General features: G+C 40.6%; 29 protein-coding genes. 14 read left to right on the top strand and 15 right to left on the bottom strand.

The features are described 5' to 3' along the window. Positions 1–2: 2 nt before the first annotated feature. On the top strand, positions 3–1331 hold the full coding sequence (locus JKG61_RS16615) for a RagB/SusD family nutrient uptake outer membrane protein (protein WP_202104077.1): 1329 nt from the start codon (positions 3–5) through the stop codon (positions 1329–1331). A gap of 3 nt (positions 1332–1334) precedes the next feature. Beyond that, the gene (locus JKG61_RS16610; RefSeq protein ID WP_202104076.1) at positions 1335–2831 is read left to right on the top strand and encodes a TlpA family protein disulfide reductase; all 1497 of its coding nucleotides are present in this window, start codon (positions 1335–1337) and stop codon (positions 2829–2831) included. A gap of 61 nt (positions 2832–2892) precedes the next feature. On the opposite strand, the gene JKG61_RS16605 is transcribed toward JKG61_RS16610, so the two are convergent. The 3 genes from JKG61_RS16605 to JKG61_RS16595 form a co-directional block, all read right to left on the bottom strand. Beyond that, positions 2893–3216: a hypothetical protein gene (locus tag JKG61_RS16605; protein WP_202104075.1), complete on the bottom strand. Its 324-nt coding sequence runs from the start codon at positions 3214–3216 to the stop codon at positions 2893–2895. Positions 3217–3257: 41 nt separating this feature from the next. Continuing rightward, a complete protein-coding gene (locus tag JKG61_RS16600) occupies positions 3258–3749 on the bottom strand; it encodes a MauE/DoxX family redox-associated membrane protein (protein WP_202104074.1) in 492 nt (163 codons plus the stop codon). Positions 3750–4008: 259 nt separating this feature from the next. After that, positions 4009–4614: a Crp/Fnr family transcriptional regulator gene (locus JKG61_RS16595; protein WP_202104073.1), complete on the bottom strand. Its 606-nt coding sequence runs from the start codon at positions 4612–4614 to the stop codon at positions 4009–4011. 296 nt (positions 4615–4910) lie between these two features. Here JKG61_RS16595 and JKG61_RS16590 point away from each other — a divergent pair, with 296 nt between their 5' ends. The 7 genes from JKG61_RS16590 to JKG61_RS16560 all read left to right on the top strand — a co-directional run bounded on the left by JKG61_RS16590 (position 4911) and on the right by JKG61_RS16560 (position 9086). Then, positions 4911–5057, top strand: coding sequence for a hypothetical protein (locus JKG61_RS16590; protein ID WP_202104072.1), 147 nt, complete (start codon positions 4911–4913; stop codon positions 5055–5057). Positions 5058–5120: 63 nt separating this feature from the next. Further along, the gene (locus JKG61_RS16585) at positions 5121–6116 is read left to right on the top strand and encodes a hypothetical protein (RefSeq protein WP_202104071.1); all 996 of its coding nucleotides are present in this window, start codon (positions 5121–5123) and stop codon (positions 6114–6116) included. Between the two features lie 79 nt (positions 6117–6195). After that, entirely contained in the window at positions 6196–7284 is a 1089-nt protein-coding gene (locus JKG61_RS16580) for a LytS family sensor histidine kinase (protein WP_202104070.1), read from the top strand. Further along, positions 7247–7963, top strand: a complete 717-nt coding sequence (locus JKG61_RS16575) for a LytR/AlgR family response regulator transcription factor (RefSeq protein WP_202104069.1) — start codon at positions 7247–7249, stop codon at positions 7961–7963. The genes JKG61_RS16580 and JKG61_RS16575 overlap by 38 nt, the downstream gene beginning before the upstream one ends. Positions 7964–8029: 66 nt before the next feature. Then, positions 8030–8440 carry a MerR family transcriptional regulator gene (locus JKG61_RS16570; protein WP_202104068.1) on the top strand — a complete coding sequence of 137 codons (411 nt, stop codon included), beginning with the start codon at positions 8030–8032 and terminating at the stop codon, positions 8438–8440. Between the two features lie 179 nt (positions 8441–8619). Continuing rightward, entirely contained in the window at positions 8620–8811 is a 192-nt protein-coding gene (locus tag JKG61_RS16565; protein WP_202104067.1) for a hypothetical protein, read from the top strand. A gap of 2 nt (positions 8812–8813) precedes the next feature. After that, positions 8814–9086 carry a type II toxin-antitoxin system YafQ family toxin gene (locus tag JKG61_RS16560; protein WP_202104066.1) on the top strand — a complete coding sequence of 91 codons (273 nt, stop codon included), beginning with the start codon at positions 8814–8816 and terminating at the stop codon, positions 9084–9086. 91 nt (positions 9087–9177) lie between these two features. Here the strand turns inward: JKG61_RS16560 and JKG61_RS16555 are convergent, their stop codons facing one another. From JKG61_RS16555 to JKG61_RS16500, 12 genes are all read right to left on the bottom strand, one after another. Continuing rightward, positions 9178–10599 carry a TlpA disulfide reductase family protein gene (locus JKG61_RS16555; protein ID WP_202104065.1) on the bottom strand — a complete coding sequence of 474 codons (1422 nt, stop codon included), beginning with the start codon at positions 10597–10599 and terminating at the stop codon, positions 9178–9180. A 16-nt stretch (positions 10600–10615) separates the two neighbouring features. Further along, complete coding sequence (locus JKG61_RS16550; RefSeq protein ID WP_202104064.1) at positions 10616–12070, bottom strand: PKD-like family lipoprotein; 1455 nt, start codon at positions 12068–12070, stop codon at positions 10616–10618. Positions 12071–12080: 10 nt separating this feature from the next. Next, a complete protein-coding gene (locus JKG61_RS16545) occupies positions 12081–12848 on the bottom strand; it encodes a DUF4843 domain-containing protein (protein WP_202104063.1) in 768 nt (255 codons plus the stop codon). A 3-nt stretch (positions 12849–12851) separates the two neighbouring features. Continuing rightward, positions 12852–14276, bottom strand: a complete 1425-nt coding sequence (locus JKG61_RS16540; RefSeq protein WP_202104062.1) for a RagB/SusD family nutrient uptake outer membrane protein — start codon at positions 14274–14276, stop codon at positions 12852–12854. Between the two features lie 29 nt (positions 14277–14305). Further along, a complete protein-coding gene (locus JKG61_RS16535; RefSeq protein ID WP_202104061.1) occupies positions 14306–17686 on the bottom strand; it encodes a SusC/RagA family TonB-linked outer membrane protein in 3381 nt (1126 codons plus the stop codon). A gap of 52 nt (positions 17687–17738) precedes the next feature. Beyond that, on the bottom strand, positions 17739–18902 hold the full coding sequence (locus JKG61_RS16530; protein WP_202104060.1) for a FecR family protein: 1164 nt from the start codon (positions 18900–18902) through the stop codon (positions 17739–17741). A gap of 61 nt (positions 18903–18963) precedes the next feature. After that, positions 18964–19548: an RNA polymerase sigma factor gene (locus JKG61_RS16525; protein ID WP_202104059.1), complete on the bottom strand. Its 585-nt coding sequence runs from the start codon at positions 19546–19548 to the stop codon at positions 18964–18966. 121 nt (positions 19549–19669) lie between these two features. After that, positions 19670–20845 carry an ATP-binding protein gene (locus JKG61_RS16520; RefSeq protein ID WP_202104058.1) on the bottom strand — a complete coding sequence of 392 codons (1176 nt, stop codon included), beginning with the start codon at positions 20843–20845 and terminating at the stop codon, positions 19670–19672. A gap of 301 nt (positions 20846–21146) precedes the next feature. Then, positions 21147–21314, bottom strand: a complete 168-nt coding sequence (locus tag JKG61_RS16515) for a hypothetical protein (protein ID WP_202104057.1) — start codon at positions 21312–21314, stop codon at positions 21147–21149. Next, positions 21298–21474, bottom strand: a complete 177-nt coding sequence (locus JKG61_RS16510) for a hypothetical protein (RefSeq protein WP_202104056.1) — start codon at positions 21472–21474, stop codon at positions 21298–21300. The genes JKG61_RS16515 and JKG61_RS16510 overlap by 17 nt, the downstream gene beginning before the upstream one ends. 23 nt (positions 21475–21497) lie before the next feature. After that, positions 21498–21962, bottom strand: coding sequence for a DUF5675 family protein (locus JKG61_RS16505; RefSeq protein ID WP_202104055.1), 465 nt, complete (start codon positions 21960–21962; stop codon positions 21498–21500). Between the two features lie 11 nt (positions 21963–21973). After that, a complete protein-coding gene (locus tag JKG61_RS16500) occupies positions 21974–22609 on the bottom strand; it encodes a fibronectin type III domain-containing protein (protein ID WP_202104054.1) in 636 nt (211 codons plus the stop codon). Positions 22610–22803: 194 nt separating this feature from the next. Between JKG61_RS16500 and JKG61_RS16495 the strand changes: the two genes are divergently transcribed. The 5 genes from JKG61_RS16495 (at position 22804) to JKG61_RS16475 (ending at position 26289) form a co-directional block, all read left to right on the top strand. Further along, positions 22804–23283 (top strand): hypothetical protein, encoded by a 480-nt coding sequence (locus JKG61_RS16495; protein ID WP_202104053.1) that lies wholly within the window; start codon positions 22804–22806, stop codon positions 23281–23283. Positions 23284–23286: 3 nt separating this feature from the next. Next, positions 23287–23793 (top strand): helix-turn-helix domain-containing protein, encoded by a 507-nt coding sequence (locus tag JKG61_RS16490; RefSeq protein WP_202104052.1) that lies wholly within the window; start codon positions 23287–23289, stop codon positions 23791–23793. Between the two features lie 176 nt (positions 23794–23969). After that, the gene (locus JKG61_RS16485) at positions 23970–24329 is read left to right on the top strand and encodes a four helix bundle protein (protein ID WP_202104051.1); all 360 of its coding nucleotides are present in this window, start codon (positions 23970–23972) and stop codon (positions 24327–24329) included. Positions 24330–24391: 62 nt separating this feature from the next. Next, positions 24392–24889 (top strand): adenylyltransferase/cytidyltransferase family protein, encoded by a 498-nt coding sequence (locus JKG61_RS16480; protein ID WP_202104050.1) that lies wholly within the window; start codon positions 24392–24394, stop codon positions 24887–24889. Between the two features lie 77 nt (positions 24890–24966). Continuing rightward, on the top strand, positions 24967–26289 hold the full coding sequence (locus tag JKG61_RS16475) for a nucleotide sugar dehydrogenase (RefSeq protein WP_202104049.1): 1323 nt from the start codon (positions 24967–24969) through the stop codon (positions 26287–26289).

The following is a 26289-nucleotide window of genomic DNA, read 5'->3' as shown; positions in this document are numbered from 1 at the left end:
TCATGAAACAACTTATTATATTTTTTATCGTCCTAGGCTGTATGTCCTGTGGGGATCAGTTTTTGGATGTCAAGCCGGGTTCGGATACGGTGGTACCTACTACGTTGGATGATTTCGAACAGTTGATGAATAATGGAGTAATTGTGTATGCTTATCCCGATATGCTGGATGTGCTTTCTGATGATTATTATATTGATTATAGCTATTGGCAATTATATCAGGCTTATAATCCTGTGATTGCTAATGCGCATGTCTGGGCTGATGATATTTTCGAAACCATCGAATCCGATTATCAGAATTGGGAAAAGATGTATGCACAGGTATTCTATGCTAATGTCGTTTTAGAAGGGGTGGAGAAGGTTCAGCTAAGCGATAAAAATAAAATGCAGCACAACCAGGTGCAAGGTACAGCCTTATTCTTGCGTGCTTGGGCATTGTATAATCTAGCACAGTTGTATGCGCCTGCATACAAGGAGTCTACCGCCCATACTGATTTAGGCGTTCCGATACCACTGCTATCCGATGTCAATGAGAAAATAAAGCGTCAATCGGTAGCAGAGGTTTATCAGCAAACTCTGACCGACTTAGAAGCCGCTGTTTATTTGGTGCAGGCCGAGGTCGATTACGCACGCCCTACCAAAGCTGCAGTTTATGCACTTCGTGCAAGAGTCCTTCTAGCGATGGGAAGGTATAAGGAGGCATTAGACATGGCTACGCAGTCTATCGATACGCATGATGCGCTGGTGGATTTAAATGTAGGTGAACTCGATTACAAGAAGACTTTATATATGGGATATGAAACTAATGGCCCTTTTATTCAGTCGAATGATCAGAATATTCAGATCGAACAATATCTTTTTGATAGCTATGAATTGAATGATTGGAGGCGGTCATTTTTTAAATTGAATGAGCAGGGTAACCCCTTTTATCTCAGTCAGTATAAGATCAATTTTTACTTCTTTCGTGGCCTTGATTCGGATGAGCAGTATTTGATTAAAGCAGAATGTGAAGCACGTCTAGGTGATTATGATGAGGCGATGAAGACTTTAAATCATCTTTTGAAGCGTGTACATAGTAATTATGTAGACCAAATTGCAGCGAACAAAGAGGATGCTTTAGCGATTGTCTTACAGGAGCGTCGTAAGCAATTATTGTTTCGTGGCTTGCGCTGGTCGGACTTAAAGCGTTACAATCGGGACGGAGCCAATATCGCCCTGACTCGTGAGCTTGGAGGTCAGGTCTATAAACTGGAACCGAATTCGCCAAAATGGCTCTTCCCGATACCAACTAATGAAATAAAGACGTCTGGTCTACTTCAAAATTTAAGATAAATTATGAAATCTTTTTTTATAACAATATTCTGTATAATCAATCTGGGATTGGTTAGGGCTCAGGATAAAGCATATATTACGGTGTACGCTCCCGTACTAGCACCGAATGATACTTTAGAACTATACATGCAAGATGAACGTATTGGTGAAGCTGTACTTAACCCATCGAAGTTAATCACAGCTCATAATAATGCGGGTTATTTTCACTTTGTCATTTCAGATTTGGTTAAACCAAATTGGATCGGCGTTAATATTTCTTTTCAAAAATCTTCGGCTACACCTATGCCCTACCTTATGCATGATTTTTTAATGGAAGCGGGGGATAGTGTTAGTATCCATCTTTCGCCTCGCATGGGTAAATATCGCTCCTTGCAAGAAGGTTATGATGGCGATATCCCTATAATAATGGAGGGGTGGGATGCAGAATTCTCAGGTAGGGGTGCGGCAAAGTACCAAGTGCTGTGGGATAAAAAGCGTCTGTGTGAAACACAAAGCAAAGAGGCAATCTTAGGATCCTTAGAAAAAAACAACCCACTTAATATTTTATACATGTGGAATATAATTAACCAAAAAGCGATGGCAAAATTGGACGAAACTAGAGCAGAGCTCTCACCACTTGCTTACATGCTTTTGAAGGCACAGATCAAAGGTGAATTTGGTTTGAAATCAGGTAGATCGATTGATGGATTGCTCTATGCTGCTAAAGATAAAAATTGGAAAGCACAAGTAAAGGAAGAATTAAATAAATTTATAACGTCTAGGGAGGCTGAAGTTGTTCGCTTTTCTGATGATTATGCTGACGCTCCTAAATATGTTGATTATCTAGCGCAATACACATGGGTAGCTTTATTAAATACGACACAGAGTAGGGATGTGGAACTATGGTATAGCTTTACCAAAGATCTGTTAAGAGACTCTAAAGTTCGAGATCGTGTGTTAGCTACCTTATTAAAAGAACGGTTTCAGTTTAAATCGAGTCATAAATTACTTAACGACGCATTGAGTATAGTCAGAGATTCACTCGCATATTCTCATATTTCCTTATTACGAAATGCGCTCAAGGGGGAGAAGGCTTTTGCATTTTCGCTACCAGATGTAGAAGGTAAATACCACAAAATGGAAGATTTCAAGGGGAAGGTGGTGTTTATGGATTTCTGGTTTGCATCTTGTACACCCTGTAGGCAGTATATGTTAAATGTGGTAGGGCCAGTAAAAAAGCACTTTAAGAATAATCCTGATGTAGTTTTTATTACAGTGTCTATCGATAAAAAAGAGGTGTTTTCTAAGATGCTAAAACAAGCGGAATTTTTGCCCGAAGGAGGTGTTCATCTTTACACGGACAATCAATATACCAGTCATCCGATCATTACTCATTATCAAATCATGTCTTATCCTTATCCATTGCTTGTGGGCAAAGATGGTAGGTTAATCAATGAAAAGGCTACATTGTCTAGTCAAGAGGAGCTGATTTCTGCTATAGAGGCAGGATTGAGGAAATAAAAGAGCGGGCTTTAGGCCCGCTTCATATACGTGTTTTCAAGAAAAAGTTGTGAAGAATTTCTTAATTTCTTAAGATTCTTCCTTTACATTCTACCCACTTAGCCTCTTCATTTTCCGTTGCTGGAACATACACATAGTGACATGTTTCAGGTATGGGTGTGGTACAGTTGAAGTTTGTTCCAAACTTTCCTTCGTCAACCATACCAGTAGGTAGGGTTGCTTCGGGATCAAATGTTGACGCATCTGGGAGTAATGCATCATCCTCCAATGTATACCCCGTATGCCCATCTTGCTTACATATCGGATCATCTTGCATTGTTAGTGCTAAGGCGGTTCCTCCGCCGATTATTAAAATTGGAATTAAAAATATTAATATCTTTTTCATCTTAAAAAGTATTGTGCAGTGTTTAGACTGCGGGTTATTGATCATCGAGACGCTATGACAACATCAATGAGCTCGTTGAGTTCTTTTTCTTCATTATTTTTTTTCATGAGTTTCCGTATTCTGTAGTGCAGGGTTATCATACTCAGTGCGAGTATAGATAGTCCGGCATTCAATATGTAATGATCTGTCCAGGCCAGCCGGTCATGCACGCCCTTGCAGGAGCAGGGAATGAAAAGAGGCAGGTTCAAGACATGATTCACATAGAAAGTGTATACCAGCATCAGGGGTAGGATCAGTTTCCATCCCCACACCTGTACACGGGTTATCGGTACTAATAGCAGCAGAGCGATGGCCATTTCGGCTAGGATAACGAGGTATGCGGCATGGTAAGCTATAGAGGCTGATAAAAATTTGACGTCGGCGATATGTGCCACATGGGCATTATAATCTATCATCTTGCGTACAGCAGTGTAAATAAATAGCAAGCCCAAGATATAGCTGAAAAAGTATTGTATATATATTCCTATGCGCATGGCTCTTCTGTTATGACGGTATGCTTCATGATTTTTTTAGTTTATAATTGCTCGGTACAACATATCTGGTGCTGTGATCCGATGGTCGTGTCTCGTATACGGCACCGCCGGAATACCGTAAATTTTCTTATATAGTGTTTCATTGTACTCATCTTTCGTGTCCCCAATATTGCTTGTGTTTTTCTATGGTACCAAGTTACATCGGGATACTCCAGCGGTTTCGTGCCATAGATAATGCTAAATCGGCCGACCTAAACCATCATAACAGGTGTTTTTTTGCGAAAGCGACTGTGGCTCTGGATATTTCCAGGTATTCGGCTTGTTCTTTTTGGATGGTGGCTCGGTAGATTTCGGGAAGCAGCTGCGTGAATTTGACAAACCTCTTGGAGGGCGATTCTTGTTGGAGTAACTCGGTATGGATACGCATCTGCTTGAGCTTCTTTTCGCGCAGTACATTGAGGTAGTTTACGAATACGGGATCAGTGTCTTTATAGGGTACCATCTTGCTATGGGGCGTATACAGTAACATACTTCGCTTCAGTGCTACGATATCGCTATTTAAGGGGGTTCTGCTCTCCATGTTGCTGGTGTTGAGTAGCATATTTCCGGGCAGGCAGATCGATATGAGCTTTCGCTTGTTATTTTCCTGTACCGTACTACGGGCCATCAGTCCCTCGATAAGGTAGAATGCAGCTGGTACAAAGTCGTGCAGCACATCCGTTATTTTTTGTCCTTTTTTTAGTTCTAATAGTTCAGCATGTCTCCAGATCCACTCTTCGTGAAATTTTTCTGTAGCAACATACTTGTTCCATTGCGTCATGGCAAAGGTTACCGCTCTGCGGCATTTTGGGCTTTTTCTGTTCATAATCGGTCATTTAAAAAATAACCTAAGTTACCTCGGACATCCTCGTACGACCAACTTTTGGGACATAAACCCCTGTTTTAGGGACGAAATGGAATTTTTTAGGGACGAGTGCCCTTGGTCATAAACTTTGTGTCTTCCTGTCACGGTTTCCCGCCTTTAAGTCCCCCAATGAGGCACAGCTAAAAGTTATTTTTCACCTTCGTTATCGATAGCTATCACCTCTGGCCAGAGGAAACTCAAGGTGGATGTCCTTACCTCGTAAACGGACACAATGGTTTTAGTTAAATGAAAAAATTATGTTACAGCTAATTATAGATTTTGCATCGTCATTTGGATCTTTCGGTGGCGAATATATGGACTCGGATACGATGGGTCAACTATTGAATAATGTAGTAGAGGCACAATCAAAATGTGATTTCAAACCTTTAGATCCACAAAATTAGAATATATCCAACACGATTAAACAGGGGAGGCTTCTTATAGCCTCCTTTCTTAAACCCTTTTTTATGAACGAGCTACCTACTACCCCCGCGCTGGGCGATACCATCTTTGCCCTTTTTTGTGCTAATCTTCAATACTTTTGTCCTCATATTCCTGTTTCAACTTATCGTAATTTTTATACCGATTTTATGCAGTGGAAATCTACTGTGAGTGCCGATCAATTGTTGGATGATATTTCGTCCTATATTCAGCTCAGCCCAGGGCAGCACACACAATTGGAAGCGATGAAACAAAGGCCTGGTATTATTCTTACCTTTCATACAGGAGCTTATCGGGTTTTACCCCGGCTATTGTGTGAATTGGGCTTTAACATTGCTCTTTTGGTCTCGTCCAAGGTACGTGCCGAGCAAATGGGCATGATGCACACACAGCATAGGGGGCTACAACAGCTCGATGCTAAAACCGGTGATTTCATCCTGTTGGATGCCGAACAAGAAAGTAGCCTGCTACAGGTCCGTAAGGCTTTGCGGGATGGATATCATGTATTGGTATATGCAGATGGCAACACCGGCAGCCACTCCCCTCAAAAGGAGAGCAGGCAGAATCTGTGCATTCCTCTTTTCAAAGGACAAATAATACAGCGTACGGCTATGGCGGTATTATCCTACCGTTGGCAGGTACCCATATACCCCATGCTGGTACATAAAGTAAATATGCATTTCAATTGGACTATTGCAGAAGCATTAATGGCCGATTCCGCAGAAGACAACCAACAGTACAGTAAGCGTGTATACAATAAGCTATATGGACTCTTAACACATTCATTGGCAAAATACGGTATGATGTGGGAAGGGTGGGTTTACGCATGGTGCAGAGTAGAGCAGTATACCTCTGCTGGTACTAAGTGGCAGATTTTACGCCACATCCAAAACCTATGGCCAGTTCAGATCGGTAACAGCCATTACCTGATACATAGTCGTTACTTGGATAGCCGATTGTTAAGTAAAAAAGCGTATCAATACATCTGCTTTGCAAAGAGGCTTCATCTTCATTTGGGGTAGTGTAGCCTCCGAACCAAGGGATAATGGTTAAAAAATAATTGTATATTAGCTATTAATCCTAACTGAGACCGGCTACACTATGAATACGAAACCTTTCTACATAGAAAAGTATAAGCATCATTTTACTATACTTTTTTGGACATTAATCTGGATACTTTTATCCTGGGTCAACTTTGATTTTTACTCAGGGATTTCTTTTTTCCTAAGTATTTTTATCGTTTTACTATATGTAGCTTTTGGTTATACGATATCCTATGGAATAGATTGGTTTATAATAAAAAGAAGAGCACTGTGGATACTTGCCTTTATCGGGATTCTATTTCCGATTGCTTTGCTTGTCGTCTACTTTTGGATATATCACATTATGCCAAAATTTGGTCTTTACGCTTTCAAAAGAGGAGCTGCGTTTGATTTTGAAGAATTTCTGACAACCATAGGTACAGAATATGGAAAGTTACTCTTGTTTTACGTAACTCCAATCTGGTTGTTTGGTTCGCTCGTACGTACACTGCATAGTTGGCAATCGTACCGACGGGGCTTTGGCCTATTGAATGAGCAGGTAAAACGTAGCAGAATGTCGATGCACTTGGAGCGCAATACATTAAGCTTTATTCTTTATGTAACCCGTATCGGACAATCCGTGCATACCGCTACCTTGCTGGAAATGTACCTAGATGTCAAAGTTTATATTGAAGAGGTATCACAACTATCGTTGCCTTTCAAACCCATCAAAACCGAAATGGCCTATGTAGAGAAGATGCTTGATTTCTACTGCCTAAGATATCGAAGGCAGGATGCCGTGCGACTTCAGGTAGCTGGGCGGTATTCGGGACAGATTATACCGGCGCTGGTGTTGCTTACCATCATCGAGAATATAGGTACCTATGCCGATCTTACCTGCAGTGCTGCGGTGCGCATTGAACTGGAATTGCACGATGATGGATATACGTTTCGTAGCTGGAATATCAAAAAGACTGGGGCTATAGCTATTACCGAACCTACTGGTAGGGGGATGCAGTTTGTGCACGAACAGTTAGATACACACCTTGCTGGCAAGTATGACCTACAGGTAGAAGACCTAGAAACAACATATCAATTGGAACTAAACGTTAATCTAAATAGTGAACAACATGCTAGAGACAACGAAGAAAGTACTACTGCTGGATGATGAGCCTGCTATATTGGATACACATGCTGATCTGTTTAAATTAATTCTGGGTTATGAAATTAAGACGGAGACCAACAGCATCCGCGCCATTGACTATATCAAAAAAAATCAGGTGGACCTGTTGGTTTTTGATGTGGAAATGCCGGGCCTCAATGGGCTGGAAATGCTTCCGTTGCTAACTCCTAGGCCTAAACTCTTAATGGTGACAGGATATGCAAGCTATGTAGTACCGGGCTATCTGGATGATGTGGATTACTGCTTGACAAAGCCGCTCCTAATACCGCACTTGATAAAAGCGCTGAGCGTAATATTTAAAGAGGAGCCTCAAAGCAGCAAAGTGTTACGCCCCAAGTTGGTAATCAAAGATAAAGAGACTCATGTGGAGCTGATACTCGCCCCGGATGAGATCTCGGTCATCGAATCTGCTCGTAATGATATTTATATTTACCTTATTGACGGCAGCAAATATACACAACGCAAAACCTTGGAAAAAATGTATGATCACCTGCCGAAGGACCGCTTTGTGCGCATACATCGTAGTTTCATTATTCATATCGACAATCTAATAACCTTCAATACCAAATCATATAAAATACAAATGCGTGGGTACCGCGGATCGATAGGTATCACGGATATTTACAGAGAAAGTTTCCTTGCGCTTTATAAACGCTTTCAATGATGTTCTTTGATGATGCCTGTTTTTTTCTATGCTAGTCTAAATCAAACACACTAAATCATTGCAATTATGGATTCGTTAGTAAATAGTAGTAATCAAAATGACCGTTTGTATTTTTTATTGTTAGAATTGTTTATGTGGTTGAAAACACGGTTTTCGCCCAAAGCCAGTTGTCCTGCCTGCCTGTCTCGCTACGGCGCACAGACCATGCATGTGCCCACGTCCGACTGTGAGATTCATGTCGATAAACGCCGTGTCATCCACATCCGTGACCTGGTGCTGGCCGAAGGTGACTGGCTGGTGGATACCGTTGAGGCTTGCGACATGCTGGGCATATCGCGGGTTACGCTGGGCGTACGGCGTCGTGAAGGCTTGCTTACCAAGGTAGAGATCGGCAAGAAGGGGGGCGGTGTGCGCTATATCGCCAGTGAGATCAGGGAGATGCGGCAGTGGTATTCGGTACCAAAAGGAAAGGTTTGAATTGGATTTTAACTTGGAAGCTGGAACCTTTCCCTAGGGAAAGTTCCTAGGCTTCCGCCGTCAAAATCCAATTCTTGTGGGGTCTTGTTAAAAGGGGAAAGTTGCTAATAAAGAGGAGTGTATTTTTATTAAACTTAATTTTTGTAACTTTGATTCAGAGCTAAATAAACTTTACGGATATGGAAATTACTTTAAAACTTGATGAACGAAGTAAACAAGCAAAGGCCCTATACGAGTATCTTAAGACACTTCCTTTTATTGAAATAGAAGAGAAGCGTTATAATAGTACAACTGAAAATGCTATTAAAGAGGCGAAATCTGGTAAAACAAATAAGATATCGCTTGCTGATTTTCGTAAACAACTTGATTAAAGATGTTTTCGCTTGAACAGACCGGTCAATTTAAAAAGGATATAAAATTGGCAAAAAAGCGTGGACTAAATTTCATTTTGCTAAATGAAGTTGTTACCACATTAGTTGAAAGCGGTGAGCTAGGGCCGAGGTATAAAGCTCATAAGTTGATTGGGAATTATAAAGGCTTTTGGGAATGTCATATTCAGCCTGATTGGCTTCTGATTTGGGAACAGAATGATAGCATTAAATTAGTAACATTAATCAGGACGGGCAAACATACTGATCTTTTTTAAAAATATATTTGCCTGAGGTATCAAATCTCAGGCAAATATATTTTATGTAGTTAACTCTTTTTCCCTAGGCTTCCGCCGTCAAAATCCGATTCTAGTTACTTTTTTTAACCATTTCTATTTTATAAGAGATCTCATCTAGAATTTCCTTAACTACTGGCGAGCTTCCTGAAGATTTAAAGCGTACTCGGCCATTTTTGTCAATGATGATTTTTGTTGGTATACCTTTTATGCCATATTTTTCAACCAGCGCATCACTTTCCATGGTGTCAAATACGACATGGAATCGGTAGCCTTTTTCTTGGATAAAGGATTTTACTTTTGTTTTATAGTCAGCACCACGCTCCCAGGTGTTGATAAATAAAAATACTACTTCCGGATCCTCCTTATACTTGTCTACTGCGGCCTGCATGCCAGGGAAAGAGTTCACACAGGGGCCACACCATGTTGCCCAAAAGTCGATAACTATAATTTTTCCTTTGTAGTCGGATGACTTAACACGTTTACCGTCCATATCCACCAAGTCAAAATCAATAGATTCCTCACTGATCATCGCGTTTTTCCACTGCGTTTCATTTTCCTTGGTTTTCTTCTGCTCTATACGCTGTTTGTAAGCCTCCCATTGAGCTGCTGTACTACCAAGATTTTTAAAAAGTGTAGGGCCTTCCTGTTCTTGGATAGGCGATAATGCGGTCATTGCAAATCGGGCATCCAATAGTAAAAAGGCATCAAAGTTACGTCCTGTCTGCATGAGTGCCTGAAACTTGATGTCCTCTAGCGGGATTTTTTGTTCTTCTATAAGGGTTAAAGCCTCTTTCCATTTCTGTTGCTTGCTATAAAGCTGCGCCTGTAGGGTATACAATTGCTGTGCAAAATACTTGTTATTCTCTAGCACGCCCGGGTACTGCTGGATAATCTCTTCAACCAGCCTTACACTAGTGGCCTGATCGCCCTTTTCATAAGCCTGCTTTGCATAATTATACGCGAAGGTTGCTTTTGGTGCTTCCTTCGTTATCCGTGCAGCATACTTCTTAGCAGCAGCAACAGCATCGTTGGCTAATAGTTTATTGCTAATCTTAGCATAGCTTGCATCCGCAAAGGAAGCCTGCTTTAATAGGGTTTTGTATCTCTTTGTCCATGTTGCGATATCCTTATCCAGACTGGACGGCTCCGTATAATTTTTTAATATGTCATCCAGGCTGGCGCTTGCGGCATAGTCACTTTTTGGGAATTGCTTTAACAGGTTCTGGTGGGCCAGATCCACCGATTTGCTATCACCCAAAAAGTTAAATACAGATTTACCATGCTTGATATACTCTTCATTTTTGGATTCTATTAAATGGGAGGCCTCCCATTTAATAGAATCTTTAGCTAGCGGATCTTTGCTTTCCAGCAAGGTGTTGACGCGGTCCTGAATTTCTTTGAAAGTCAGGTTATCTTTTTTAGCAAGCTGGGCATGGGCTGACTGCGATACGAGTACAACTCCCAAACAGATCGTTAGTTTTCTAAAATTCAAACACATATTATATAAATTAATTGTTCGGATTTCTGTAATCAATATCGGCAATCTGACCAAAGCCAGCGTAAGCCTTTAATGGAGTCGGCTCCAATGTGCCATCTGCATGAACAGTATGTATACGAATTTCACCCTTATCTGCCTTATTGATTGCTAAGACGATCTGCTTATTATATTCCGGTTGTTCTATACTTTCCCAAACTTTTTTATGATGTACCTGCACGTCCGCCAGTTTTTCATCCGACGATAGTTGCAATACAAGTTTTGAAGTCGAAGTCCTTAAATCATATAGGTACAATTTATTTTCTGTAGCATAGTATAATAGAGGTCGATCTGTTACAGCCGAATAGTATCGGGCTTTATCAAACTCGGGTACCTGTTGCAGATCAATATCCTGCTTGCCCTTGGCTACTGCTGCGATATATTGATCTATCGTGTAGATACTTAGCTTATTGTTTGTCGGGTCTTTCATGACATAATATACTTCGTTACCCTGTCCAGGGATTGCCGCGATCACTGTTTTTCCTACGTTAGAAGGGTCAAATTGATTAGCTGCATTACTTGTCATTTCTAAAAGATTACGTGTAGAGTAGCCCATCCTTAAGAATTTTTTGCCTTTATTATCATAAAATAGAGATGCATAGGAGGCCGTTGTGGCGACAAATGGAAACATCTCATATTCCTGATCGTAAGATAATGGATCCGAGTATACGCTAGACGATCCGCCAAAGTCAGGGCCAATATTGGCATACGGCTTGCCCGCGTTGATTAAGAATATATCCGTGGGATAGGAATTGGGTATATAATTCATTCCTGCATAAAAATCTGTACCTACCGATATTTTTGAGGGAAACATATTGCCGCTATTCCCATTTGCAAAAAGGTTATCACCGTGTAGGCGGTAGATATTATCTTCCGTTGAAATAAAAATCAAGCGTAAGTTTTTACTGATCGTCGTATATACTTTATTGATCTTAGACTGCAGTTCGATCTTACTAAACCCTTTTTCAACATCATAAAACACTTCACCATCTTTCCTCACAAAACCTAAACTTCCTTTCCCATTCCTATTATATGCTACATAATAGCCATTATACAAGGTGCTGTTTACCGTTAAGGCCATGGTCTTATAGCTTCTGACTTTCGTTTTTTGGTCGGTTGCTGTCAGCAATAACGTATATTTCCCAGGGATGGCATCTATTTTTTCCTCTAAAGTCGCCGCCGTACTCAACACTGACTCTTCCGTCTCCGATAGCAGTTTCCATTCGAAGTCGTATACCGCCGAACCGTCTATGGTAGACGTTAATTTTGGTTGAATTTTTAGTGTTTTTGTCTGCTCTACCTGATACGACTCTGCATCTGTTTCTATTTTTAATGTATTAACATCTTGCTGGTCGTAATTATTGTTGTCTTTGTAGCATGAGCTAAATAAGCATGCTGTTGCAATTGCTACTAGAAATATCTTCTTCATAATAAAATGCTTATCTAAATATAATCTCCTGATTATTTTCATCTTTCTTTCTATACCCATATTTATCTTCAAAAGCATTTAATGCATCGTTTAACTTTTGAGTCATGTTTAGAATATCAGCATAGATAAATTTGCCCCCATACGGTACTGTTCTAAAATCATTAATTCCCAGTACCTCTATCATAAATGCCAGCTTGGCGTTGGAGTACGCTCCAAAGTAATACGTGATATCCGAAGTCCAGGTCGCAGGCATACTCATTTTGGACGTAATATTTAGTTTAAAAGAGTTATAGCTTGTCGCTCCTACTGGGAATGTGTAAGAATCGATTTTAATGTAACGCCCCGCGGCACCTTTGCTAAATGATTCATTTGTAGCAATTGCAATCTTAAGCTGATATACCTGTTTATCCATATTTTCGGTTTTGTACACGATGATGGGATAAAGGTGCGAGACCTTATTTGCCGGAAATTTCATCGGGGTAAAATCATAATGTACGCCTGCTTTGGCTGTCGACATTGGATCTACCTCCAGTACAAATTGCCGTTCCTGATCACTCGGCCAACCCGTTAACAGTAGCGGTATGTATACAGTATCCTTGGTTTTTGGCACCACATTGAGTGCGAAGGTATAATTTAAACTATCCGCCGGAACATCCAATGTCTGATCAAAAGTAAGTCCCGACCCCTCTTCGTATAGAGGAAGTTGATTTTTTTTACAGGCCTGTGTGGTTGTCATGATCAACATGGCAAGACCGCTATATATTAAGAGTTTTTTCATGGTTTAATACGTTGGATTAAATTCTAACTCAGTTAATGGAATATCCACCTTATAATTTTGGGGTTGTATCGCAGCAGAGCGAAAAAGCATGGTTGGCGCCCCGATACGTTTATAATAAAAGAATGTTTGCCCTTCTGCATAAAATTCCTTTTGGTATTCTTTGGTAATCTCTGCGCGCAATAATTCCTTCGTGCTGATGGTCTGCGTGGTGAGATCGGTAATTAAACCACGATTTTTTCTAACGGTATTGAGATAAGAAAGTGATTCCTGTATAGTTGATGCACCTTCAGCCATAATATAATACAATTCAGATAGCCTGAATAGAGGGACCATTTGGTCCAGTCTGTAGCTACCAGAAGCTCCAGCCCAGGTTTGCCAATATTTTGATGGAAAATAAGTGGCTCCATCAACTTCTATCAGGTTTTTAAAACGATAATCCTTCGTTTCGTTGGCTACAGTACTTTCATATAAAGTTCTAAAGTTGGCTATAGACCTCGTCATCCTGTTGCTAGGGTTGGTCCCTTCGTAAAAGTAGACATTATACCCTCCGAGTCCCGTTTTTACCCATCGCTCCATATCATAGACGCGAAGCGCAAAAATCAGTTCATCTGAAAATAGCCTATCTTTTATTTTAACATCCGAAGTCGTAATTACAGCTGGCTTTACAAAGTTAAATTTACCGTCGTTAAGGATCTGCTCGGCCACTGCCTTAGCTTCAAGCGGTTTGTTGATATATTGAAGAATCCGGGCTTTTGTAGCTAGTACCGCATAAAAGTTCATTTTGTTCTTTCTTGCCGCGCTACCATCCTTTATCGGGTCATTTTTTAATAATTCTGTGGCCTCGGCCAGGTCAGCTAGTGCTAGGCTGCAAATTTCATTTGTTGTAAGTGCAGGTTCGGTATTGGTATCAAAATTCTTTCGATACGGGATAGCCTTTTGATTTTCTCCAGTCTCAAAGCGAGGCCCGAATAACCGTAATAAATCAAAATGCAGGTATGCTCTTATCCCTAGCGCTTCGCCTTTGATCAGGTTATAATTGTTGTCGCTAAATACAGATTTAGATTGATCAATATAGCTAAGCATATTGTTTATGGTCGCTATGCTGAAGTAGCCTTTATTCCAAATATCTCTCATATATGCATTGTTTGCATATAGAAAGTTGCTCGTGTTGTAATAGGAATGGAGCGTAGATAGGGAGTAATTTTGAGCCATAGCGCTGAGCACCCCCATCGTTAAATAATCACCATATAGTTGCGGCAAAGCCATATTAACATATACCCCGGTAAGTCCTTGTTTGAATCCTGCTTCATCCGAGTATAAATTCTGGTCTGATACGCTTGATTTTGGTTCTACCTCCAAAAAATTTGAACAGCCACTCAGTATAAATATTGAGGCTATTATGTATATCAAGTAGTTATGCTTTTTCATTTTTATTATTTTAAATAAGATTACCGCGATTAAAAACTAGCCCTTAGCGATAGAGTGTAGTTTCTAAAATAGGGGTTTTCTATACCTCGTTCTATTTGGATCGAACTGAAACGCGCCATATCAGTCGACGTTGCCGTTACTTTAAATGTTCCTAATCCCATCTTTTTTATAAATGGTTGATTTATAAAAGTGTACCCAATAGATGCTGACATCAAATTGAGGGTATTTTCGTCCTGTACAAATCGCGAAGTGGAACGTGTCGGTGAATTGGTATTGTAAATACTTATAAATCTGTATGTACTTTGGTCACCAGGCTTAGTCCATCCGAAATCATAAGCTCTTCTATCCACGTTGTTGCTGACATTTGCATTTTCGATACGGTCGGCCAGTGTTTGGTTATATAGCTGTCCTCCAAATTTATAGTCAAATAGAAGGTTTATATCGAAACCTTTGTAAATGAAATTTGATCCAACTGTACCTCTTAAAATAGGATCAGTTACACCTAAAGCAACTTTATCTGTCGAAGACCATGTGGCGGTCGGGTTTCCGTTGATATCCAAATAAACCTCTCTGCCCGTAGCAGGATCAATTCCTAGCGATCTCACAACATAAATAGCATTCATAGATTCACCTTCTTTAAATTGGATGTTTGGAATCGTTTGCTTCGCATTTTCCGTCGTGCTGGCATTTAGTTTATCATTGGTTATCTTCAATGTATTCGAAATCTCTACTAAAGTATTTTTATTATGAGCTGCATTAGCAAATACACTCCATAGTATTCCCTTTTCTTTTTTGTCTAGTAGCTTGTATCTAGCATTGATTTCATAGCCCTCATTTTTTATTTTTCCAAGGTTATCATAATACGATCCCAAACCTAGAGATGGAGCTAAGGAAATAGGTATTATCGTATGGTTGGTAACTCCACGGTAGTGGTCCAGGCGCACGTCCAGGCGTTCTTTGAATAGGGAAAGATCCAAACCAATATTAAGCTCGCGTTTCTCCTGCCAGCCCAAATTTGGATTTCCTATATTCTGTAGCATGGCCCCCATTTCACCATCATATATGTATTGACCTAAAAAGGAGTATCGGGTTTGAGATGAATAGGCAGGTATGTTTAATGAACCGGTACTACCATAGCTGCTGCGCAATTTAAGACGATCGATAGATTCCATATTTTTTAGGAATTGTTCATGATGCAAATTCCATCCAGCTCCAATAGACCAAAAAGTACCGAAGCGTTCATTTGTGCCAAATTGGGAAGAACCGTCGCGTCTTAAAGAGACATCAAATAAATAACGATTGTCAAAACTATAGTTGGCATTAAATAAATAGCCTAATCTATTTACCAGACTTTCTGCTCCCGTTGGTTTGACATTGGGCTCATACTGTGTACCATATAATAAATGGTCGAGTTTGTCATATGCAAAACCGACTGCTTTCACATGGTATGAATCAAAACGACGACTTGCGAGGTTGGCGCCGATGGTTCCTAAAACAAGGTGTTGCCCAAATCTTTTGTTATAATTAGCCATGAAATTTGCCTCATAAGAGAGGGCTTCGCTACTTGACTTGCTATAAGAACCCTTTAATTTTGGATCGGTAACGAGATCAAAGGAAGTGTGTTGCGCTGGTAAAAATTTATCAGATTTACCTACCTCTTTACCTAAACTAAGTTGCCCTTCAAGAAATAAGCTTGGCATCACATTATAACGCATTTGAAAATTATTTTGAAATCCAAATAGACCTTGCGAGTCGACGGTGTTTAAGGATGAGTTAAAAAGTGGATTCAAACGAGTACTACTGTAATTGTTATCAAATACGATGTTCTCCAAGTAAAACTTTAATTTACCTTCATTGTCATAAGGACTCCAATATGGATTCATTTGAGCATAGGTCATAAAGCTGCCGTAATTAGACTCGTTAGATTTGGTCTCGTACAGGCGGATAGAGTTACTAAACAAGACTTTATTTGTGCGGAATGAAAAGTCAAATTGTCCCGAGTAGTTTTTTCGGTCCTGATTTTTCATAACACCATTCTGAAAGCCAGCAGTAGCGTGAATACCATAGCGGATCACTTCATCCCCGCCAGATAGGTATACGGTTGATCTGTTATTTACACCGGTCTGAATAGGTATTCGCAGCCAATCCGTATTAATGCCACCATTTACGGCTTTTAATCGTTCGTTGTAAATCTGATCCTTTTGAAGCCTACTAATAGGCGAGTCGGCGGTATAAACCATGGCTCTTTGTTCAAATTCCAATTTTTCAGCGGCATTCAAAAAGTTGTAAACAGACAGATCTGGTGTGTTTAAACCAAAGTCATTTGTAAATACTACTCTTAGTTTTCCTTTATCTGGAGATAATGTAGTAACAATCATAACGCCATTTGCTGCTCTAGAACCATATATTGACGTCGCTGATGCATCTTTAAGAATCGTTATTTCAGCAATAAGGTTCATGTCTAGATCGACAATTCGTTCAATACCTACTTCAAATCCGTCTAGGATAAAAAGTGGTTGGTTTGGTTTTTGAGAAATTTCACCACTTAAATTTGGAAAACTATTTTGACCGCGGAGCTGCACTTCGGGTACTTGATTGATATTTCCTCCAATTTTATTATCCAGTACGATTTGAAATGATGGTTCATAAGCGGAGATGGCTTTGAATACATTTGTTGGGCTTACTTTTTTTAGATCTTCACCTTTGATGACGGTTGCTGAACCGGTAAAATTTTCTTTTGGTCTACTAAATATTCCGTTTACCACCACGTCCTCAACCTGGACCGACTTAGGTACCAAGGCTATTTTTAATATATTGGTGTTTTGTACGTTTACTGTTTTACTTTCAAAGCCCATCATCGTGATGGTTATGTTGTCCGGTAGTTCTACAGCGATCTTAAATTGTCCATTTTCATTAGTGCGCGCTACGATATTTGATTTGCTTGCTTTAATGGTCGCATTGCTTATTGGGGTTCCGTCAGCGTCTACAACGGTACCGCTGACTGTGGCTGTCTGTTGGCTTATCGTATTGTTTTCAGTACGTCCGGTACTCCGGTTGCCTTTGGTCAGCACGATCTCCTTCCCTTTAATCTGGTACTCCAGTTGCTGCCCTTTGGTCACTTCCTCCAGCAGCTCAGCGACTGTTCTATTCTTCTTCTGTAGATTAATAGCGGCTGCATTATCCAATAGATCTTTGCGGATAAATACTGAATAGCCGGATTGCTTTTTAATTTCTTCAAGTACCTGCTTGAGCGACATGTTTCTTCCCTCGATTTTGATGACCTGCGCTATGCCCATAGACATAAACATAACAGATGAAATCAGAAGTAGAAATTTTGTTCTAGACAAGAGCCTGCCCGATTTTTGCAAAGCAGAGGCCAGCCCTCTTAGAACTCCTAAATTTTCCTTCATAAAAAAAATTATTAGTTGTTAGTTATTTGTTAGTTATTATTCAGTTGGATAGTCAATAGACTAAAAGCTTGTTTCCTTTAAGTTGTAATTTTACCCCAGAGTTTTCAAAGACTTTCAATACATAAAGTAGTGAGTTCTGCCGACCTATTTCACCATAGAATTCAATATCGGGCACTTCATTTTGGTATTCCACTTTTACGTCATACCAGCGTTCGATCTGGCTCATGATTTCCTCAAATCGTAACCCTTCAAAGTTAAATTTGTTGTTTTTCCAGGCTATGATATTATCGGTGTTTACTGTGCCTACAGTTATTGTAGATCTGTTTTTCCTTTGAGTCGCCTGTTCGTTGGGCTTCAGTGTTACCGTTGTCTTATCTGTGGATACCACTTTTACACTTCCTTCTAGCAGGGTGGTTTTTATCGATGGAAAATCGGAATAACTATTAATATTAAAATGCGTACCCAGTACTTCAACCTGGTGTCCATTACCCAGCTGTACAATAAATTTGGATCCTTGCCTTTTCGCTACCTCAAAATAGACTTCTCCTTCGACGGATACGGTTCGGTTATTATCATCAAATCGTGACGGATAGCTGATTTTGGATTCCGCATTCAGCCATACATGTGTGCCATCAGGCAATAGGACTTGATATTGGCATTTGCGGGGTGTCGCCAGTGTCAGGTTGTAGACCGAATCCTCCAGCGAAAGCACATTCTTGCCACCGTCGTATTTTAGCGCACCTTCCTGGCTTACCAGTTGTTGCTGTGTCGAGTCCAGTACAATCGTCTCTCCATTAGACAAGGTTAAGACTGCATTATTCCCTCCGGGAGCGATATCTTGTACGGTAGCTTGTTGGTTGGTTGTAGCTGGTGTATTTTGGTTTGTTGTTTTAAAGTATTGTATAGCTAGCCCACCGACCAGGATTAGCGAGGCTGCCCACCATACCGCAGGTCGATAGATGCTTCGCGACTTGCCTTTTATTGTCGGGCTGGTTCGTGCCATGATGTTGTTTCTGGCTTTCGATGCGATATCCTTTACCCGTTCCGTGTCCTCCAATAATGTAGGTTGCTTTAGCTCCAACTTTATCTTTTGGATCAGATCATTATCTAGGTTTTGTGTATCGAGAAGAATTAATAACCTACTTAGCTCAGGTTTTGTGATTGAACCATTAGCTAATTTGGCAAATAGATCCTCAAATTCTTGGTTAGTATTCATGCCTAATTACTGCTTGTATAGTAGTAATACACGCATCGATGCAAAAGCAGGTAGATAAATTTTAAGAAAAATGAAAAAAAGTGATTAACAGCAATAAAAGATCTGGGCGGTTAGCAATAAGATCTCTTAAGGTACGGTTAGCTTCCCGTATATGTACGTTGACGGTACCCTCGGCTATCCCCAGTAATCGGCTTACTTCCTGATAGCTTTTGTTCTCCAATTTGCACAGTCGGTATACGGTGGCTTGTTGTGGCGTCAGTTTTGATAATAGGCTATCGACTAATGAGGCATACTCTTTGCGGAATATGCTGTCCATAATAGGGGTGTAGCTTTCTTCAAATGTGGTCAAAAGCTCGTCTCTAACTTTTAAATCAGATACGGACTTTCGGAAAATATTTTTGGTTTTGTTTGCTGCAATCGTATAGAGATAAGGTTGCAACGGCTTTGTGTCGTCGATACGTTCTCGTGTTTCCCACAAGGTTACAAATGTTTCTTGAATGACTTCTTCGGCCAGTTCCGAGGATCTTAATAGTCTTAATACGCTGGCGGTCAGCTGTATTTTATGCGTATCATAAATCTTTTCAAATGCACTATGGTCCCCTTCCCGTATTCGAGTCAATAAATGATATTCCGAATGACTATTCACTTAAGTTAGTAGTGTAATTGTTTATGAATCTGATTTCTGATTCAAACCTACGTAAATTCGACTTTACAAGCAATGCTCTTCATCTATTTGGAATATTTTACAGTTTCTAGGCTATCATTGGTCAATCTGTCTCTTTGGTATCTATCATCTTCCAGGATAGCACCGTCACGCCACTGCGTATAAGATTTTCTTCACCGCCATATACCAAATGTGGATTGACAAGCTGGGGCTCGGCCAGATCTGCAAAATGTTTTAAATTTTTAAATAAGCCAGCACTTAAGGTCTGTGTAGATTTTATCTCGTATACTTCAAATTCATTAGCTGTCTTGAGGAGGAGATCAAGCTCTATCCCGTTGTGATCCTGCCAAAAATAATATTGAAGATGCTGGTACCGATTTTCGTTAAATTTTTGAAAATTAGCAATAACGAAATTCTCAAAAATATTCCCTTTAGCCCGGTTATTGGCCAATTCCTCCTGCTCCCTGATTTGTAATAAATGAGTTAATAGTCCCGCATCGTAAAAATAGAGTTTAGGTGTTTTTACTAAACGCTTATTAAAATTCTCGTGATAAGGGTAGAGTTGGAATACAATATAACTGCTTTCTAAAATGGATAACCATGATTTAGCCGTCGGCTGCGAAATATTACATTCATTGGCCATTGCGCTAAGATTCAATAGCTGTCCGGCTCGTGCAGCGCATAGACCTAAAAATGTCCTAAAGCTATTCAGATCACGGATATTAACTAATTCAGTAACATCCTTTTCAATATAGGTGCGTATATAGTTCGCGTAGAAGTCCGTTGGATTAAGACCTCGATGATAAACAGCAGGGTATCCCCCCTTTATGCAGGATTCTAAATAGTTTGCTGGCAATTTGCCCGCTTGTTCCAGCTCTTGGGTGTCCAAAGGCAATAAGCGAAATAAAGCCACTCTTCCAGCTAAAGATTGGGTAATGTTCTTCATTAAATGAAAATTTTGAGAGCCGGAGAGTATATATTGTCCCATTTTACCTGATTCATCTACAATGGTCTGCAAATAGGAAAAAAGTTCGGGAGCTCGCTGTACTTCATCCAAAATTACGGGACTAGCATATTGAGCGAGAAAGCCATTTGGATCTTCAAGGGCAAATGAGCGGATGTCTGGATTTTCAAGAGAGACATATTTATAGTCTGGAAAAAGCTCTTTCAGCAAGGTTGTTTTTCCTGATTGCCTAGGACCTGTAACAGCTAAAATAGGATATTGATAAATTCTTTCTCTAATCTCCTTTGCTATCGTTCTCGAAATCCAATTTTCCATATTTAACATGTTTTATATTAGACAAATATATTGATTAACTTTGAAATATATGAGCATTAACTTTGAAATATCTGAACATTAACTTTGAAATATCGACTCATAAAATTAATCTCACCTTAAAATATGTTGTTTTTTAAGACGAAGTTACATTAGCCTCAAACGCTGGAATATTTCCCTTGGGAAAGCTCCTAGGCTTCGTCTGCTCAATCTGTCTCTTAAAAAAATACGCCTGAAGTGATGTGCTTCAGGCGTTCTGGTTTTTAATAAGAAAATAGCGCTAGGGGTCTTAGTCAGCCACGGGTTACTTTTTGTTTACTCGGTTCAGTGTCGCGCTGATGGCGTAGGAGACCAATGTCCCTATGGCTGCCATGATCACCGTATGGAGCAGATCACCCCAACTTACCGAAGCCCATACCGAGCAGAGTGTACCGCCTAGGGTTCCTACTTGTAGCTCATTTGTCTTGATCACCGCCCTGCTCTCCTTCTTTCTCCTTGTCCAGCACGGATTCGATAATCCCAAGCCCCAGTGCTACATATTTTATGATATTCAGCACCTTGCCGGGTAGCTTTACCGGCGCTAGTAATACAATCTGCAATGCTGCCTTTGCTTTTTTAATTATTTTGTTCATCCTATTGATTTTTACACTTTTTTTCACGCTACAGTGATCAAATTTGACTTACCCTTCACTTCAATCTCCGCTTCCCCTTTTGCCACTGCTTCAATTACTAACTCGTATAGCATCATGTATGCCTTGGCCGATCCGCGCAACTCGTAGTCTGTACCATCGTACTTGACGGACTTGCCTACCAATAAACAGCCTGCGGTATGCGAAAAATTGTTCCCTACATGGATATACACGTGGCTGTAATTGGGGACGTTCATGATTTGGATCATACCGCGGTGTATAGCAGGGTAGTCCCTTTTATACCTGCCGTTCATCGCCCCGTAGATATTGATGCCCAATTTATACCTCCCTGCGGGAATAGCCGTACTGCCCTTTATTTTGACATCGCGTACCGTGTCTTCCAGCCCATAGCATATCAATCTGCCATCCAGGTATATTTCCGAGAGCGTACTGTTCTCTCCTTTTTTTATACGTTTTACAGTTAGCACCATAGTAGCTTGCTTTAACGTGCGATGAGTGATACGGCGTCCGACCAATTGCCATAGCCAAGCCTATTTTTGCCACGCACCCTTACGTAGTAAAGTGTACCCGGCGTCAGATTGTCCATGTAGTTTTGCGAACTGGTCGTTGTTATTAGCGTTTTGCCCCAGTCAATTTCCTGCCGTACCGTATCCATGGTGCCGATCTGGATTTCATACTCGTAGGTCTCGGGTATTTTATCAAAGTCTGTCCGCATCATTCCGGACACAGGGCCGTCGCGCAGCACTACACGGAGCGTTGTGCCCGGCAAGGAGACAGGTACATGCTGCTTTTGAAGTATCAGTCCTGTGCTGCTCAGTGCTACAGCGTTACCCTTGGCTTCAATGTTGATAGCGTGCGCCATGTCCGAAAGCATATCCAAGAGCTTTGTTTTACTTTCTTTCTTAAGCTGCTTTTCGTGTTTAGATCCCCCGTTTATCGCTACCTCATGTTTTATGCGGTAGTCTTCGGCGGCTGCCAACAGCTCGGCGGCGGTAGGTTTTAAGTCATTACTGAAGTTTGCATTTCCCTCCATCTGTGCAGCTACCTTACCAGCTAGTATGGCTAGTTCGCTCTCTTTTATTTTTGCGTAGTTTGTTATTACTTTATCTCTTCTCATGATTTTTTTAGTATTTTAATTAACCCTTAATAATTAACCACCAATCGTTACCGACGGAGGTCCTCTGATCTGTGTATTTGTTCGTTCCATACCCCTAAATTGGGGTGAATAGCAGGGTGAAAAGATTTATTTTACAACGTTTTACAAGGTTATACAGACGGTTTACACGCGCTTTACAAGCTGGCCTGATTTGGATGGATAGGTTGCAAATTCCTTCCTGTTTTGCAGCAGGGGAGATTAGCGCTGGCTCATGGCAAGAAGGTCGTGGTGCAATGAAAGATAGCATTGTTGCAAGGGAAGTGTCCTACAGTCTGCGGGAGGATGGCGATACCTCAGGTGAGTTTTGTATTGGTGCAAAGGAGCATCCTACCGTCTGTGGGAGAATGGCATTGGCTCAGGAGCAGTTTATTTGGGTGTACGGGAAGTCTTCTGTAGTCTGTGGCCGGATGGCGATGGCTGAGGTGAAGTTTGCATTGGCTCCAGATAGGTCTCCTGCGGCCTGCGGGCGGATGGCGATTGCTCAGAGGAGGGCTATATTGGTGCAAGGGAAGTTGCCTGCATGCTGTGGGAAGACGTCGCTAGGTCATTTCAAGTTGGCGCTGGTTCATAACTATAAGAAACTTTTTTTGTCATTCTTATTTTTATCGAGTACTTTTGTTGCTCAACACTATTAGCCAATGTTGCAATCATTGATCACGTCTAAGACGAGACTTAAGCTTTTAATTAAATTTTTTGTTTCTGCGAGCAATCGCGGGTACCTGCGGGGTATTGCCGATGAATTTAATGAATCGACCAATGCAATCCGCAAGGAGCTCAATCAGTTGACCGAGGCGGGGTATCTTATCCGTGAAGAAGGTGAGCAGAAGGTTTTCTACCGCGCGAATGCCGGGCATACATTATTTGGCTCGCTTCAGGGATTAATCCATAATTTTTTGGGAGTCGACCAGATCGTGGATCAGGTATTGGAGCGGGCGGGCGATGTAGAGCAGGTTGCGCTATTGGGCGACTACGCACAAGGGTTGGATTCGGGACATATCGAGCTGTTGGTGCTGGGCAAGGAATTGGATTCGGCATATTTATTGCAGGCAGCTGGCAAGGCCGAGAAGTTGTTGAATAAAAAAGTGAGCTTATATTTAAAAGCTCCCGATCCACTGAAGTCTAAAATAGTACTATATAGTAAATAGGAAGATTCGCACATACGCAGATAAGCAAATACGCAAATTCGCAGATAGGCAGATACGCAAATTCGCAGATAGGCAGATACGCAAATAGGCAGATTCGCAAATAAGCAAATAGGCAAATTCGCAGATACGCAAATAGGCAGATACGCGAATCCGCAAATAAGCAAATACGCAAAAATATGAGACAATTCTATTTCGAAAAATTGGAAGTATGGCAAGAAGCTCGGGCATTAGTGCGCGAGGTATACAAGCTTACACAGATTTTTCCGGTAGAAGAACGTTTTGGGTTGACATCACAGTTGAGACGAGCGGCTAGCAGTATTGCTGCTAATATTGCCGAAGGAATGGCGAGATCTACAGAAAAAGACAAAGCCAGATTTATTAATCAAGCATTTGGTTCTGCCATCGAAGTTATAAATTTTTTAATTTTAGCAAGCGATTTAGAATTTCTCAGCGACCAAGAGTATATACAGACAAGAGAACGGGTGGAAAAGATAACCAACCAACTCAATAGTTTATATAATAAGTTTAACAAATAAGCAGACATGCGAATAAGCAGATACGCAAATCCGCGAATAGGCAAATAAGCAAATAAGCAATTATGAAAAACAACGAATCAACGAATCAGCAAATCAGCAAATCAGCGAATCCACGCCAAGATTACAATCCTGGACCACGGGTAGGGATTACCTTCTCGACCTTTGATCTGTTACATGCCGGACACATTATGATGTTGGCTGAGGCCAAGCGGCAATGCGATTATTTGATCTGTGGCCTGCAGATGGACCCCACATTGGATAGACCCGAAAAAAATGCGCCAACCCAGACTGTGGTAGAGCGTTATATACAATTGCGCGGTTGTCAATATGTAGATGAGATTGTGCCTTATTCTACCGAGCAGGATCTCGAAGATATCTTACGTTCCTTCAAGTTGGATGTTCGTATTGTTGGTGACGAGTATGAAAATAGAGATTTTACAGGACGCCAGTATTGCGAAGAAAAAGGTATCGAACTGTATTTTAATAGCCGTGATCACCGCTTTTCGAGCTCCGGACTGCGCAAGATTGTAGCGGATAAGGAAAACTCGAAGAATGGATAGGGGTAACAGTTAGGTGTAATTGTTGATATATTAAAATAAGAACTGTTAAAATAATAATAAATAAAAAATCCATTAATATGGGCAAAGCTTTAAACAACAACAATGGCATCGTGAACAATGCGAAAATTGCCGTTATAGGATTGGGATATGTGGGGTTACCTTTAGCAATAGAATTTGCTAAAAAATACGATGTACTAGGTTTTGATATTAATATAGACCGCGTCACAGAGTTAAGTGCAGGCAGAGACCGTACTCAGGAGGCCAATGTTGAGGATCTGAAAAGTGTAATAGAAGTTAAAAAAGACAAACGAACTTCGGGCCTTTCCTTCTCCTCTAATCCAGATGATCTAAAAGCTTATAACACATTTATAGTAACAGTCCCCACACCAATTGATAATTTTAAAGCACCTGATTTACGTCCGTTGCTTAAAGCTTCTGAGATGTTAGGAAGAGTGTTAAATGTTGGTGATGTAGTTATTTATGAGTCAACAGTATACCCGGGCTGTACAGAAGAAGATTGTGTGCCTGTTTTGGAAAGCGTGTCCGGTTTAGTCTTTAATAAAGATTTTTTTGCAGGATATTCCCCTGAACGCATTAATCCAGGAGACAAGATTAATACCCTCACCAAAATAAAGAAGGTGACTTCAGGTTCAACTGTAGAAATTGCTAACCGCGTGGATGATCTCTATCGCTCAATAATTACTGCCGGTACGCATAAGGCTCCTTCAATTAAGGTCGCAGAAGCATCAAAGGCAATCGAAAATGCACAGCGCGATGTGAATATTTCCTTTGTTAATGAATTGTCCTTAATCTTTGATCGTATAGGAATCGATACGAATGACGTGATTGAAGCTGCGGGCACAAAATGGAATTTTCTGAAATATCAACCTGGACTAGTTGGTGGACATTGTATAGGTGTTGATCCTTATTATTTAGCACATAAGGCGCAAGCCTTAGGTTATCATCCTCAAGTTATTTTATCTGGACGACGAGTAAATGATAATATGGGGCCTTTTGTGGCAGATAAAGTGGTGAAGTTGATGATTCAAAAGGATCATAAGATTAAAGGTTCAAAAGCTTTGATTATGGGAATCACTTTTAAAGAAAATTGTCCGGATGTTCGTAATACCCGTGTCGTAGATATTTACCATGAACTAGTTAACTTCGGTTTAGATGTTGAAATTTATGATCCATGGGCTGATGCACAGGAAGTAAAACACGAATATGGGTTAGATATCATCAACAAATTGGATGAATCTGTTGTATATGATGCGGTAATAGTAGCAGTAGCCCACTCTGAATTCCTGAAATTTGATTATAAGAAAATTAAGCGGAATAATGGTGTTATTTTCGACACGAAGGCATGTTTAGACCGCGCTTTAGTAGACGCAAGGTTATAG

The sequence above is a fragment of the Sphingobacterium faecale genome, from assembly GCF_016746095.1.
GTDB lineage: Bacteria > Bacteroidota > Bacteroidia > Sphingobacteriales > Sphingobacteriaceae > Sphingobacterium > Sphingobacterium faecale.
This window is presented reverse-complemented; position numbering and strand designations above follow the sequence as displayed.